The organism is Microbacterium sp. NPDC056052 (assembly GCF_042266785.1).
Lineage (GTDB): Bacteria > Actinomycetota > Actinomycetes > Actinomycetales > Microbacteriaceae > Microbacterium.
On sequence record NZ_JBHJWV010000005.1, the window covers coordinates 218,073 to 230,396 of the forward strand.

The following is a 12,324-nucleotide window of genomic DNA, read 5'->3' on the forward strand; positions in this document are numbered from 1 at the left end:
ATTCGGGACACGGTGCCGCCAGAAGTGGGACACGGTCTGCCAGAAGTGGGACACGGTCCGTCACGACCAGATCCCTGCTCCCAGGGAACGCCCAGGATAGGGTTTCTCCAGCCCCCTCCCCCCGATCCCGAGGAGTCCGCATGTCCCTGTGGAAGATCCACGGCGACGGACGCACCGTCGAACCCGGCGCCGTCGTCCGCCCCGATGAGCGCCTGAACTGGCCCGCCACGATCGCGATCGGCGTGCAGCACGTCGTGGCGATGTTCGGTGCGACGTTCCTCGTGCCGATCCTCACCGGCTTCCCGGTGCCGACGACCCTGCTGTTCAGCGGCGTGGGCACGATCCTGTTCCTGCTCATCACGCGGAACAAGCTGCCCAGCTACCTCGGATCCTCGTTCGCGTTCATCGCCCCGGTGACCGCCGCCACCGCCGCCCACGCGACGGGCGGCGACAGCGGGATCGGCGCGGCCCTCGCCGGCATCGTCGCGGTCGGCGTGCTGCTCGCGATCATCGGCGTCGTCGTGCACGTGGCCGGCGTGAAGTGGGTGGACCGCTTCCTGCCGCCCGTGCTGGCGGGAACGATCGTCGCGCTCATCGGGTTCAACCTCGCCGGCGCCGCGTACGGCAACTTCGCCAAGGCGCCCGTCACGGCGACCTTCACCCTCGCGATCACGATCGTGTTCGCGGTGCTTTTCCGCGGATTCCTGGGCCGGATCTCGATCTTCCTCGGCGTGATCGCGGGCTACATCTTCGCCGGGTTCCGCGGCGAGCTCGACTTCTCCGCGGTCGACAAGGCGGCCTGGGTGGGCCTTCCCACGTTCCACTTCCCCGACTTCGGAACGCCGACCGTGTGGAGCGGCATCGCGATGTTCCTCCCCGTCGTGCTCGTGCTCATCGCCGAGAACGTCGGTCACGTCCGCGGCGTCGCGACCATGGTCGAGGATCCGGAGATCAACGCACAGACCGGCAAGGCGCTCATCGCCGACGGCGTCTCGACCACGATCGCCGGCTTCTTCGGCGGATCCGGAACGACCACCTACGGCGAGAACATCGGCGTCATGGCGTCGACCAGGGTGTACTCGACCGCGGCCTACTGGGTCGCCGGCATCGCAGCGATCCTGCTCAGCCTCTCGCCGAAGTTCGGTGCGATCATCAATTCGGTGCCCGCGGGCGTGCTCGGCGGCATCACGACCGGGCTCTACGGTCTCATCGGCGTGATCGGCATCAAGATCTGGGTCGACAACCGCGTCGACTTCTCGCGTCCCGTGAACCAGTACACCGCTGCCGTCGCGCTCGTCATCGCGGTCGGCGGGTTCTCGATCGCGGTCAAGGACTCGGGCTTCGTGCTCGGCGGCATCGTCATCGCGACGGTGGCCGCGATCGTCATCTACCACGGCGGCAACGCGATCGCCCGGCTGCGCAAGTCCGGTGCGGACGACCCCCGCCCGCTCGAGGCCGTCGGCCCGATGGGCGGCGACCCCGCCTGATCAGCGCGAAGCCCGCGCGCGCGGCTCGGATCCCGAGCCCGGCGCGGGCTTCGTCATGCCGGGAAGCGGTGCCACGGGCTCCGGCAGACCGTAGCGGCGGTGCACCCAGCGGCGGGCTTCCTCGAGCGGGTACGAGTCGCCGTACATGATGCGCTGCCCGACGATCCCGTCGAGCACGCTGCGGAGCATGATCTCCTCGAGCGCCGGATCCGCGTCGCCGCGGTCGCGGAAGATCGATCGCACCGCGTCCTCCGCGGCGACGACGCCCGCCATATGCCGCCGCTCCCCCTCCGCGAACAGAGCCCGCGTGGTCGGCTGCTGCTGGAGTGCGACGACCACGCGCTGCAGGGGCAGGGCGACCGCGGTCATGCCGAGCGCAGTGTCGATGATGGCCGCGAGGCGCACCTCCGGAGGAAGCGACGCGGCGGACGGCGGGGACTGCTCCTCAGCGGACCGTGCGACGGCTCCGTGCGCCTGGGGCACGCTCGCCTGCTCGGACGGCGGGCCGCTGTGCGCGATGCCGAGCAGCATGTCGAACCAGCGGTCGATCACGGCCTGGACGAGCTGCTCCTTGCCGCCGAAGTAGTAGTTGACCAGCCCCTGCGCGACGCCCGCGCGCCCGGTGATGTCGGAGATCGTGGCGCCGTCGATCCCGCGCTCGGCGAAGACGTCGATCGCCGCCTCGAGCAGGCTCTCGCGCGAGCGCTCCCGGGCGACGCGGTTCTGCTCCGGGGAGCGTGCCATGCGCCGTGCCTTCCGGATCCGTTTTCCAGGTGACGGATCCTTTCGCTACATTAATCACTGAATATTCATTCAACCTACATAGACCCTCACACCGGAGGACCCTCATGCACGGCAGTGCCCGCGTCGATCTGAACGACCTCGGCAGCCTCATCGGCTGGCTCTTCGCCCAGTGGTGGGTGTGGGTCATCGTCGGCGTCGTCGTGCTGTTCTTCCTGGTGATCTGGATCATGCCGGCCGCGAAGGTCAAGCCCTCCGAGGCGTACTCGACCGATGACCGCGAGGCGAACGAGATCGCGCTCGGCTTCCTGCAGATCGTGAACCAGCCGTCCGGCCCGTGGAACGACCCGACCGCGTCCGCGCTGAGCGCAGGCGAGAAGAAGCGGCTCGTCGAGATGTGGGGCGTCGCGACCCGCGAGGAATGGCTCGCCGGCATCGAACGGCTCGTCACGGTCCGGCGTCGCCGCGACGTGTGGGTGACGTGCCTCGCCATCCGCGCCGAGCTCGCGGGACGCCTCGGCCGCGTGCCGAAGTCCAAGGAGTGGACGGCCGCGATCATCGAGGCGGGAGGCGACAAGCGCGACGCCCGCTCTTTCGTCGCGGCGATCGAGGGCGTCGAGACGCAGGTGCGCAAGCTCGTCGGCAAGGACATCGTCACTCCCGACGTCTACGTCCGCACCCTCGACGGCTACGCGCTCGGCCAGGCTGTGGCGCTCGCGACCTGGGGCGTCGCCCTGGGGCACGCCGACGTGCCAGAGGCGCGCGCGATCATCCACCGCATCAACGAGGAGGGCCGCCCGGCGTTCTCCTCCTGGGCCGACTTCGGCCTGAGCTACATCACGGGCCGCGTGATGCACTGGAGCGACGGCGTGATCGGCGAGAAGACCTTCGACAAGTTCGGCGACGGCTGGTCCGAGTTCAAGGCGGCGTCGACCGCGAAGCGCAACGGGCCGTGGGCGTCCCTGCCCTGGCGAGTCGGGTGAGCGAGGGGCGCATGAGCACGGATCCGCGCGCCGCGGAGCCGATCCGGGTCGATCTCTCGGCCCTGCGGACCCCTCCGGGCATGCGCACGCTGCTCGCCTACGAGCGCGCGGCGCGCATTCCCCTGCACCGGCGCTTCTTCGCCGTGCTCGCCGGGGTGCTGCTGCTCACGGCGGCGATCGTCATCGCGCTCTGGTGGCTGGGCTCGATCGGGATGCTCGCACGGGTGCCGCTCGTCGCCGTGTTCGGCGTCTTCTACGGCGTGCTGGGGGCGTTCGGCTTCGTCTGGTACGCCGTGGCCCTCTCCCGTCGCGCACGCCTCGCGATGTTCGCGTGGGCGAACGGGTGGGCCTATGCGGATCTGCTGCAGGGCACCCGACGTCCGGGTTCGGCGTTCACGCGCATGCGCCGCTCGATCGAGCGCGGCGTGATCGCCTCGGAGGACGCGCGCATCCCGTTCGAGCTGGGCCTCGCGCACTCGGTCGGCGGTCGGGACGAGGTCGCGACCGTGCAGCGCCCGTTCGCCTTCATCGAGCTGCCGCTGCCCGCGAAGGTCCCGCACATCGTGCTGCGCAACCGGCGCCGCAGCATCGTGCCCACCCTGGGGCTGGGCGGCGCGCGGATGGATCTGGAGGGGCATTTCGCGTCGACCTTCCAGCTGCTCGTGCCCGAGGGCTATCAGCGCGACGCCCTCTACATCTTCACGCCCGACCTCATGGCGCGGGTCCTGGACCTCGGCGCCGGCGCCGAGCTCGAACTGGTCGAGGACCGCGCCTACGTCTACCTGCCCGGCAGCACCCGGTTCGACCGACCGGACGTGATGCAGGGGACCGTGCAGCTCGCCGAAGAGCTGCACCGACGCTTCGCGGCGCGGACGGGCCCGTACCGCGACGAGAGCACCGGCCCGATCGAACGACCGGAGGGCGTGGCGATCGGGCTGGGCGGACAGCGCCTCGGCGGGCAGGGCGTGTCCCTGTTCGCCGTGGCCGGCGTGTCGGCGGCGGTGATCCTCTCCGCAGGGATCACGGCGTTCGCGCTGTTCGGCGGGGCGATCCTGCGATCAGGGGGTTGACCGCAGGCGCCGATCTCTTGGGGAATCGGCGACCGACGCCCCGTCTCCTGCGCTGTGCACGGCAGGGAGGCGGGGCGCTTCGGCGTCTGCGGCGCCGGATCGCTGCTGAGCCTGTCTGCGCCCCGCCTCCGCCGCGGTCAGCGTCGGATGATGCGCTGCTCGATCGCGACGGCGACGGCTCCCGCCCTGGTGTCGACGCCCAGCTTGCCGTAGATGTGGGAGAGGTGCGATTTCACGGTCGCCTCCGAGACGAACAGGGCCTTCGCGAGCTCGCGGTTGCCGAGTCCGTCGGCCAGCAGCTCCAGCACCTCGACCTCGCGCTCGGTCATGCGCGGCTCGGGCGAGGCGGCACGGCGCATGAGCACGGCGGCGACCGAGGGCGCGAGCGCCGGCTCGCCCCGGAAGACCGCGTGTATTCCCGCGAAGAGCTGATCCGGCGGCGCGTCCTTGAGGAGGTAGCCGGCCGCTCCGGCGTCCAGGGCGCGCAGGATGTCCGACTCGCTGTCGTAGGTGGTCAGCACGAGCACGGCCGGCGGATCGGGCAGCGCGCGAAGACGCCCCGTCGCGACGATCCCGCCCTCCCCGTCGCCCAGGCTGAGGTCCATGAGCACCACGTCCGGTCGCTCGGCCTCGACCACCCGGACGGCGTCGACGGCGTTCGACGCCTCGCCCACGACCACGAGGTCGTCCGTCGACTCGAGCAGGGCGCGCACGCCGGCGCGGACCACGGGGTGGTCGTCCACGAGCACGATCCGAAGGGTCATCGACTCTCCTCCTGCGGATCCGATCCCGGTCCGCGCTCACCCTGCGGATCCGGTCCCGATCCGTTCTCGCCCCATCCGTCCTGGGCGAGGGGGAAGACGAGCGACAGCGTCGTCCCCTCCCCCGGGGCGCTCTCGACCTGCAGCTCGCCGCCGAGCTGTGCGATCCGCTCCGCCATCCCCGGGATGCCCTGACCGCGTCCCGCCCCGCGGCGCTGCACGGCCCTGGCCGACATCGCGGAGGGCCGGGTGTCGAAGCCGATCCCGTCGTCGCGGATGTCGAGGCGCAGCTCATCGGGCTGCGCAGTCAGGCTCACCACAGCTCGGGTGGCGCGGGCGTGCTCCGCGACGTTCGCGAGCGCCCCGCGCGTGGTGCGGATGATGGCCGACGCCATCGGGAGGGGCACCTCGGTCGCGGTGCCGTGGTTGCGGAACTGCACGTCGACGCCGCGCCCCGCGGCCTCTGCGACCACGCGGGCGAGCGCGGCGGGGAGCGATCCGGCAGCGCCCTCGAGCTCCCCGGGGGCGAGGTCGCGCACCACGCGGCGCACTTCGTCGAGCGCGGACCGCGCCATACCCGCGGCCGCGCGCACCTGCTCCCTGGCGGCGTCGGGCCGGCGCTCCCAGCCCTGTTCGGAAGCCTGCAGCAGGAGGTTGATGCTGGACAGGTCCTGCCCGACGGAGTCGTGGATCTCGCGCGACACCCTGGCGCGTTCGGCGAGCACGCCGGCGCGGTGCTGCACGGCGGAGAGGTCGGCCTGCGTCGCGGTGAGCTCGTCGAGCAGCTGCTGACGGGCGCGCGCCTCGCGGTCCAGCGCGCGGTAGGCCACGATCGTGGCGAACGCGATCCCGATCGGACCGGCGACGAGCGTCGGGTCGAACAGCGCGGCCAGGCGCAGCTCCGCGACGATCACCACCGCGGTCATCGCGGTGATCGCGGCCGTCGCCGGCCAGAACGGGAGGATCTGCAGCACCGCGAAGGCGAGCGGGACGGCGCACCATCCGAACGACGGAGCCACGAGCGTCAGGGCCGCCCAGAGCACGCACGCCACGAGCGCCCACGTCGCCGGCCACGCGCCGCGACGGGGGACGAGCCCCTGCAGCACGGCGGCCACCACGAGCACGGCGGCGACGGCGAGGACCGGCACGGCGTTCTCGCCCTCGCCGTGCCGCAGCAGGTACCGGATCGCACTCACGACGATCAGCGCGATGAGCACCACCTGCAGCGCAGGTCCGAATCGCACCGGCGCGAGGATCCCGCGCACGCCGTCGCCGCGGGCCGCCTCGTGCTGCGCCTCCGACCGCGTTTCCATGGGCTCAGCCTACGAACGCCGCGAGCCGATCCGCATCAGCCGATCGGCTACTGCTCGCCCGCCCCGCCTGGCCCGCCGGGCTCACGCCGACCCGCGCACCACCAGCTCGGTGCCGAGGGTCGTCCGGTGCGGAGGAGCGGATCCCGTGAGCCGGTCGATCAGCACGCCGGCGAGCGCCACGCCCTGCGCATGCATGGGCTGGCGGATCGTCGTGAGCGGCGGATCCGTCGAGAGCGCCACGGGAGAGTCGTCGAAACCGACGATCGCGACGTCCTCGGGAATCCGCACGCCCGCACCGCGGAGCGTGCGCAGCACGCCGCGGGCCATGAGGTCGCTCGCGGCGAAGACCGCGTCGGGCAGCGCGCCTCCCTGTTCGGCGGCGCGCGCGAGCAGCTCCTGCGCGGCGCGCGCTCCGCTGGCCTCGGAGTAGTCGCCCGGGATCTCGGCGAACGGCTCCAGCCCGTCCTCGGCGAGCCGCTCGCGGAAGCCGGCGAGCCGGTCCACGCCGCCCGCCATCGACAGCGGTCCGGTCACGGTCGCGATCCGCCGTCGCCCGATGCTCCGCAGGTGCTCGACGGCCTGACGTCCGCCGGTGACGTTGTCCACGTCCACGAACCAGTCGTCCTCCGCGCCGTTCGTGCGGCGACCGCCGAACACGACGGGCACCGCCTCGACGATGCGGTCGACGAAGGCGTCGCTGTTGTGGTGGGACAGGATGATCGCGCCGTCCACTCCCCCGTTGCGCACGAAGCCCGTCATCCGGCCGCCCGGGTCGTCGCTCGCGATCAGCAGGTTCAGGATGTAGTCCGAACGCGCGATCCGGTCGCTGATCCCCGCCACGACGGCGCCGAAGTAGGGGTCGCCGAAGAAGCGCCGGGTGTCCTCCGGCACGACGAGCGCGATCGCGTGCGTCTGCCGCAGGGCGAGCGAGCGCGCCGCCCGGTTGGGGACGTAGCCGAGGCGCGCGATCGCGTCCTGCACCGCCGCGAGCGCGTGCGGGCTCACCGCGGTCGACCCGTTCACGACCCGCGACACGGTCGACCGGGAGACGCCCGCCGCGGCGGCGACCTCCTCGATCGTGGCCGGTCCGCCGCCGAGCGGAGCCGGCAGCGACCTCCCCCGCCCGGCGCCCGTGCCCGACCCGTCGTCCATGTCTCAGACCGCCCGGGCCGCGATGATCCTGGCGTACTCGCGCCCGGAATCCTTCACGATCCGCTCCTGCGTGCCGTAGTCGACCCGCACGATCCCGAACCGCTTGCCGTAGCCCCAGGACCACTCGTAGTTGTCGAGCAGAGACCACGCGAAGTAGCCGCGCACGTCGACGCCCTCCTCGATCGCGTCGTAGGTCGCCGCGACGTGCTCGCGCAGGAACATGGCCCGCTCCGCATCGTGCACGACCCCGCCGGTCGTGATCCCCGTCGCGGGATCCACGCGCCCGCCCTCGAGCTCGTCGTCGTACGCCGCGCCGTTCTCGGTCACATAGAGCGGCAGCCCCGGCGCGTACTCGGTGCCGAGCCGGCGCAGCAGCCGGGTGAGCCCTTCGGGCTGCACCTCCCAGCCCATGCCCGTGCGCGGCAGCCCGCGCTCGACCCAGTGCACGTCGTCCGCGGCGGGGAACGGGGAGCGGGTGCGCCGCGCGTTCTCGCCCTCGACGCCGCTGTCGTGCGGCGTGCCCTCGCTGCCCGGCTGCGGCGTCCCGGAGAGCAGCTCTCCGTGGTAGTAGTTGATGCCCAGGCAGTCCAGCGGCGCGGCGATGGTGTCCAGGTCGCCGTCGTGGATCGCGGCGGCCCAGCGACGCACCGCGATCGGATCCACCTCGCGGATGTCGGAGACGACGTCGGCCGGATAGGCGCCGCGGAGCACCGGATCCAGGAACCAGCGGTTGAACTGCCCGTCGATCCGGCGCGCGGCGTCGACGTCGGCGGGGTCGCGCGCATCGGCGGGATCCGCGACCGTGAGGTTCAGCGTGATCCCCAGGTCGAGCTGAGGATCCCGCTCCCGCAGCGCCCGGACGGTGCGGCCGTGCGCGAGCAGCAGGTGGTGCGCGGAGAGCAGGCCGTCCTCGATGCCGACCCGGCCCGGCGCGTGCACACCCGCGGTGTAGGACAGGAACGAGGAGCACCACGGTTCGTTCAGCGTGGTCCAGTGCTGCACGCGGTCGCCGAGCGCGTCGTGCACGCTGAGCGCGTACTCGACGAAGCGCTCCACGGTGTCGCGCGAGGTCCAGCCGCCCTTCTCCTCGAGCACCTGGGGCAGGTCCCAGTGGTACAGCGTGAGCCAGGGGACGATGTCTCCCGCGAGCAGCTCGTCGACGAGGCGGTCGTAGAACGCGAGGCCGGCGGGGTTGACCGCGCCGCCGTCCGGGCGCACCCGCGCCCAGGAGGTGGAGAAGCGGTAGGCCTGCAGGCCCAGCTCGCCCATGAGCCGCACGTCGTCGGCGTAGCGGTGGTAGTGGTCGCACGCGACGTCGCCGGTCTCGCCGTTCCGCACGGCGCCGGGCTCTCGGGCGAAGGCGTCCCAGATCGACGCGGTGCGACCGTCCTCGAAGGCGGCGCCCTCGATCTGGTAGGCGGCGGTGGCGGCCCCGAACAGGAAGCCGTCGGGGAATCGGCGGACGGACGTGTTCAAGGGCGCTCCTTCGCTCGGTGCGTCGTCGGGTCGGCGCGGTGGTGGCTTCGTGGCGGGGTTCGCGAGGGGGTGCCCGTCGCGGACGCCGCGCTGCGGCGCTCGTGCCGCATCGCTCGTGCCGCATGAGGGCTCTCCCGGCGATCCGGATCAGGTTATGGGAGCGCTCCCACGATGTCAACAGGCACGGTAGTCCCGCCGATCCGTACGGTACTCAGTCGCTTCGTGCACGCGCGGCCCGATCGGCGATCTGCAACCTCCGATTCAACTGAGTTCGGCACACCACGCACCCGAGACCGCACCGCGTACCCTGGACCGGTGACCTCCTCGCCCGCGCTCGTCCGTGCCGAATCGCTCATCCGCTCGATCCCGGACCACCCGGAGCCGGGCATCCTGTTCCGCGACATCACGCCGCTGCTGGCTGACCGCGAGGCCCTGCAGGCGACGACCGAGGCCCTGGTCGCGCCGTTCCGCGGATCCTTCGACGTGGTCGCGGGCATCGAGGCCCGTGGCTTCATCCTCGCCGGAGCCGCGGCGATCGAGGCGGGCACCGGCTTCGTGCCGATCCGCAAGGCGGGCAAGCTGCCCCTGCCGGCCGCGTCCGTGGACTACGCGCTGGAGTACGGCACCGCCACGATCGAGATGCACGACGACCTGCCCGCGGGATCCCGGATCCTGCTCATCGACGACGTGCTCGCCACCGGCGGCACCCTGGCCGCGGGCCGCAGGATCGTGGAACAGCTCGGCTATCGCGTCGCCGGGATCTCGGTGCTCTTCGAGATCGACGGGCTGGGCGGCCGCGACGTCGCCGGCGACGTGCACACCGTGTTCCACAGCTGAGCGGCTCCGCCCCTCGTTCTGGCGCCCGGCCGCCCCGGCCGAAGGCCCTGTTTCCGCGCGATAGACTGGCCGCTGCCCCCTCCCGCGACATTTCGGAGCCTCGAATGCCCACCATCGTCGTCGACGTCATGCCCAAGTCCGAACTGCTCGACCCGCAGGGGAAGGCCGTCTCCGGAGCATTCGCCCGCACCGGCGTGACCGCGTTCAGCGACGTCCGCATCGGCAAGCGCTTCGAGCTCACCGTCGACGGCGAGGTCACCGACGACGTGCTCGCCGAGGCCCGGCGGATCGCCGAAGAGGTGCTCTCCAACTCCGTGATCGAGGACGTCGTCGGCATCGAGGTCGCCGAGTGACGGTGCGGATCGGGGTCGTCACCTTCCCCGGTTCCCTCGACGACCGCGACGCCCAGCGCGCCGTGCGCATCGCCGGCGCCGAGCCGGTCGCGCTCTGGCACGGGGCGCACGACCTCGACGGCGTCGACGCCGTGATCCTGCCCGGCGGCTTCAGCTACGGCGACTACCTGCGCAGCGGCGCGATCGCCGCACTCTCGCCGATCATGACCGAGGTCAAGGACGCGGCGGCCAAGGGCATGCCGATCCTCGGGATCTGCAACGGCTTCCAGATGCTCGTCGAGGCGCACCTGCTGCCCGGCGGCCTGATCCGCAACGACCACCAGCACTTCGTGCGGCGCGACCAGAGGCTCACGGTCGAGAACGCCGACACAGCCTGGACGAACGAGTTCTCCCGCGGGCAGGAGATCATCATCCCGCTCAAGAACGCCGAGGGCGGCTACATCGCCGCAGACGAGACGCTCGACCGCATCGAGGGCGAGGGCCTCGTCGCCTTCCGCTACGCGGGCGTGAACCCGAACGGATCCCTCCGCGACATCGCCGGCCTCACCAACCCCGGCGGCAACGTCGTGGGCCTGATGCCGCACCCCGAGCACGCGACAGAGCCCGGCTTCGGCCCCGACACCTCCGCCGCCATGCGCAGCGGGGTCGACGGTCTGCCGTTCTTCACGAGCGCGATCGCCGCGATCGCCCGCGTAGCCGCCTAGCCCCCGCTTCCTCTCCCCCCTCCACCTTCCGAGTCGTCCCCGTCAGCGGATCCCCCAGGGTCCGCTGACGGGGACGACTCGGTCTGTGGAGGGTTCCCACGGGGGGGCGTTGCGCGAGCGGGTGGCCGGGGTTAGCGTCGAGAGCGTCCCCGACGATGGGAGAGGCGCATGGCCGGCCGGTTCGTGTACTGGATGAACGTGTCCCTCGACCTGCGGATCGAAGCCGCCCCCGGCGAGGACGGCGGCGGCGACTGGATGCGGATCGACGAGCCGCTGCATCGCGAGTTCAACCGACGTGCCGCGGAACTCGCCCTCATGGTGCAGGGCCGGCGCGTGTTCGAGATCATGGAGTCGTTCTGGCCCGCGGCGCGCGACGACCGGTCACTGCCCGAGTACATGCAGGAGTACGGCGCGATCTGGACCGACAAGCCGAAGATCCTCGTCTCCCGCACCCGCACCGAGGCGCCGTTCCACACGCGGGTCATCGGCGAGGATGCGGTCTCCCGGCTCGCGGAGGTGCGTGCAGAGACCGAGGGCAGCATCGGCGTCGGCGGGGCGACGCTCGCCACCGCGCTGCTCGAGGCGGGCCTTCTCGACGAGCTCCTGCTGTTCACGCACCCGGCGATCCTCGGATCCGGCCGCCCGCTGTTCGACGATCCGCGCCCCGGCGAGACCAGATCTCCGGTGATCCTCGACCTGCTCGAGCAGACCGCCTACGACCAGGGCGTCACCCTGCACCGCTACGCCATCCGCCGCTGATCCCCCAGCTCACCCGCCCCACTCACCTCGCCACTCGCCCTCGCCCCCTTGGAGCGCCTCCCTACTTCGAGTCGTCCCCGTCAGCGCACGCTATGGGCGCCGCTGACGGGGACGACTCGAAGTAGAAGGGGGCGCGGTCAGCCGAGGGCGGGCGGCCAGACGCCGATCAGGACGGCCATGACCACGACCGTGACGAGTTCGTGCGCGATGTTCAGCACGGTCAGCGAGCTGGGGCGCCCTTCGAAGGCGTCGTGCGTGATGAACCGCGCCGCCGTGAACCCCATCCACAGCGTGATCGCCGTGACCAGTGCCGAGATGAAGAAGGATCGGCCGTAGAAATGCCAGGCGATCGCCGTGGCCCCGGCGAGCACCCAGGCCGTGACGAAGCTCACGATCACGGTCGCGATGATGGCGAGGACCGGGCTGCCCTTGGGGTTGTCGAGGTCGACCCCGGCAAGGCGGGCCCAGCGGGTGCCGAGAACGCCGCGGGCGTACCAGATGGATCCGACGACCATGCTCGACGCGGTCGCCAGCAGTACGGCCCAGTAGTTGATCTCGGGAACCATGACAGCCTCCTCGCTTCGGTGCCGGACGCCGGCAGCGGCCCGGTGCGCTCAGAGTACCGCCGCCGACGCGCCGCAACGAGCCTCCCACCTCGAGTCGTCCCCGTCAGCGCACGCTATAGGCG

At 71.7% G+C, this 12,324-nt stretch carries 13 protein-coding genes; 7 read left to right on the forward strand and 6 right to left on the reverse strand.

Annotated elements, in window-relative coordinates; translation table 11 throughout:
• The first annotated feature begins 140 nt into the window (after positions 1-140).
• Positions 141-1,487, forward strand: coding sequence for a uracil-xanthine permease family protein (locus tag ACFC1J_RS11710; RefSeq protein WP_375905846.1), 1,347 nt, complete (start codon positions 141-143; stop codon positions 1,485-1,487).
• On the opposite strand, the gene ACFC1J_RS11715 is transcribed toward ACFC1J_RS11710, so the two are convergent.
• Positions 1,488-2,231, reverse strand: coding sequence for a TetR/AcrR family transcriptional regulator (locus tag ACFC1J_RS11715; protein ID WP_375905849.1), 744 nt, complete (start codon positions 2,229-2,231; stop codon positions 1,488-1,490).
• 104 nt (positions 2,232-2,335) lie between these two features.
• Here ACFC1J_RS11715 and ACFC1J_RS11720 point away from each other — a divergent pair, with 104 nt between their 5' ends.
• Both ACFC1J_RS11720 and ACFC1J_RS11725 read left to right on the forward strand, forming a co-directional pair.
• Entirely contained in the window at positions 2,336-3,211 is an 876-nt protein-coding gene (locus ACFC1J_RS11720) for a DUF1266 domain-containing protein (protein WP_375905852.1), read from the forward strand.
• Positions 3,212-3,222: 11 nt separating this feature from the next.
• The gene (locus ACFC1J_RS11725) at positions 3,223-4,281 is read left to right on the forward strand and encodes a hypothetical protein (RefSeq protein ID WP_375905855.1); all 1,059 of its coding nucleotides are present in this window, start codon (positions 3,223-3,225) and stop codon (positions 4,279-4,281) included.
• A 137-nt stretch (positions 4,282-4,418) separates the two neighbouring features.
• Here the strand turns inward: ACFC1J_RS11725 and ACFC1J_RS11730 are convergent, their stop codons facing one another.
• The 4 genes from ACFC1J_RS11730 to ACFC1J_RS11745 form a co-directional block, all read right to left on the reverse strand.
• On the reverse strand, positions 4,419-5,045 hold the full coding sequence (locus ACFC1J_RS11730; RefSeq protein ID WP_375905858.1) for a response regulator: 627 nt from the start codon (positions 5,043-5,045) through the stop codon (positions 4,419-4,421).
• Positions 5,042-6,355, reverse strand: a complete 1,314-nt coding sequence (locus ACFC1J_RS11735; RefSeq protein WP_375905861.1) for a sensor histidine kinase — start codon at positions 6,353-6,355, stop codon at positions 5,042-5,044. Before ACFC1J_RS11735 ends, ACFC1J_RS11730 begins: the two co-directional genes overlap by 4 nt.
• Positions 6,356-6,436: 81 nt before the next feature.
• Positions 6,437-7,507, reverse strand: a complete 1,071-nt coding sequence (locus ACFC1J_RS11740) for a LacI family DNA-binding transcriptional regulator (protein ID WP_375905864.1) — start codon at positions 7,505-7,507, stop codon at positions 6,437-6,439.
• Between the two features lie 3 nt (positions 7,508-7,510).
• Positions 7,511-8,983: a glycoside hydrolase family 1 protein gene (locus ACFC1J_RS11745; protein ID WP_375905867.1), complete on the reverse strand. Its 1,473-nt coding sequence runs from the start codon at positions 8,981-8,983 to the stop codon at positions 7,511-7,513.
• A 315-nt stretch (positions 8,984-9,298) separates the two neighbouring features.
• Here ACFC1J_RS11745 and ACFC1J_RS11750 point away from each other — a divergent pair, with 315 nt between their 5' ends.
• From ACFC1J_RS11750 to ACFC1J_RS11765, 4 genes are all read left to right on the forward strand, one after another.
• Complete coding sequence (locus ACFC1J_RS11750) at positions 9,299-9,820, forward strand: adenine phosphoribosyltransferase (protein ID WP_375905870.1); 522 nt, start codon at positions 9,299-9,301, stop codon at positions 9,818-9,820.
• 104 nt (positions 9,821-9,924) lie between these two features.
• Entirely contained in the window at positions 9,925-10,173 is a 249-nt protein-coding gene (purS, locus tag ACFC1J_RS11755; protein WP_045271780.1) for a phosphoribosylformylglycinamidine synthase subunit PurS, read from the forward strand.
• A gap of 2 nt (positions 10,174-10,175) precedes the next feature.
• Positions 10,176-10,877 (forward strand): phosphoribosylformylglycinamidine synthase subunit PurQ, encoded by a 702-nt coding sequence (gene purQ, locus ACFC1J_RS11760; RefSeq protein ID WP_375906212.1) that lies wholly within the window; start codon positions 10,176-10,178, stop codon positions 10,875-10,877.
• A gap of 168 nt (positions 10,878-11,045) precedes the next feature.
• Positions 11,046-11,636, forward strand: coding sequence for a dihydrofolate reductase family protein (locus ACFC1J_RS11765; protein ID WP_375905874.1), 591 nt, complete (start codon positions 11,046-11,048; stop codon positions 11,634-11,636).
• A 137-nt stretch (positions 11,637-11,773) separates the two neighbouring features.
• On the opposite strand, the gene ACFC1J_RS11770 is transcribed toward ACFC1J_RS11765, so the two are convergent.
• Entirely contained in the window at positions 11,774-12,202 is a 429-nt protein-coding gene (locus tag ACFC1J_RS11770; RefSeq protein WP_375905877.1) for a DUF1761 domain-containing protein, read from the reverse strand.
• Positions 12,203-12,324: the final 122 nt, after the last annotated feature.

What these genes read in the sequence shown, in the direction of transcription:
- ACFC1J_RS11710 (WP_375905846.1), top strand. Translation starts at nt 141, where the DNA reads ATGTCCCTGTGGAAGATCCACGGCGACGGACGCACCGTCGAACCCGGC.
- ACFC1J_RS11715 (WP_375905849.1), bottom strand. Translation starts at nt 2,231, where the DNA reads ATGGCACGCTCCCCGGAGCAGAACCGCGTCGCCCGGGAGCGCTCGCGC.
- ACFC1J_RS11720 (WP_375905852.1), top strand. Translation starts at nt 2,336, where the DNA reads ATGCACGGCAGTGCCCGCGTCGATCTGAACGACCTCGGCAGCCTCATC.
- ACFC1J_RS11725 (WP_375905855.1), top strand. Translation starts at nt 3,223, where the DNA reads ATGAGCACGGATCCGCGCGCCGCGGAGCCGATCCGGGTCGATCTCTCG.
- ACFC1J_RS11730 (WP_375905858.1), bottom strand. Translation starts at nt 5,045, where the DNA reads ATGACCCTTCGGATCGTGCTCGTGGACGACCACCCCGTGGTCCGCGCC.
- ACFC1J_RS11735 (WP_375905861.1), bottom strand. Translation starts at nt 6,355, where the DNA reads ATGGAAACGCGGTCGGAGGCGCAGCACGAGGCGGCCCGCGGCGACGGC.
- ACFC1J_RS11740 (WP_375905864.1), bottom strand. Translation starts at nt 7,507, where the DNA reads ATGGACGACGGGTCGGGCACGGGCGCCGGGCGGGGGAGGTCGCTGCCG.
- purS (WP_045271780.1), top strand. Translation starts at nt 9,925, where the DNA reads ATGCCCACCATCGTCGTCGACGTCATGCCCAAGTCCGAACTGCTCGAC.
- ACFC1J_RS11765 (WP_375905874.1), top strand. Translation starts at nt 11,046, where the DNA reads ATGGCCGGCCGGTTCGTGTACTGGATGAACGTGTCCCTCGACCTGCGG.
- ACFC1J_RS11770 (WP_375905877.1), bottom strand. Translation starts at nt 12,202, where the DNA reads ATGGTTCCCGAGATCAACTACTGGGCCGTACTGCTGGCGACCGCGTCG.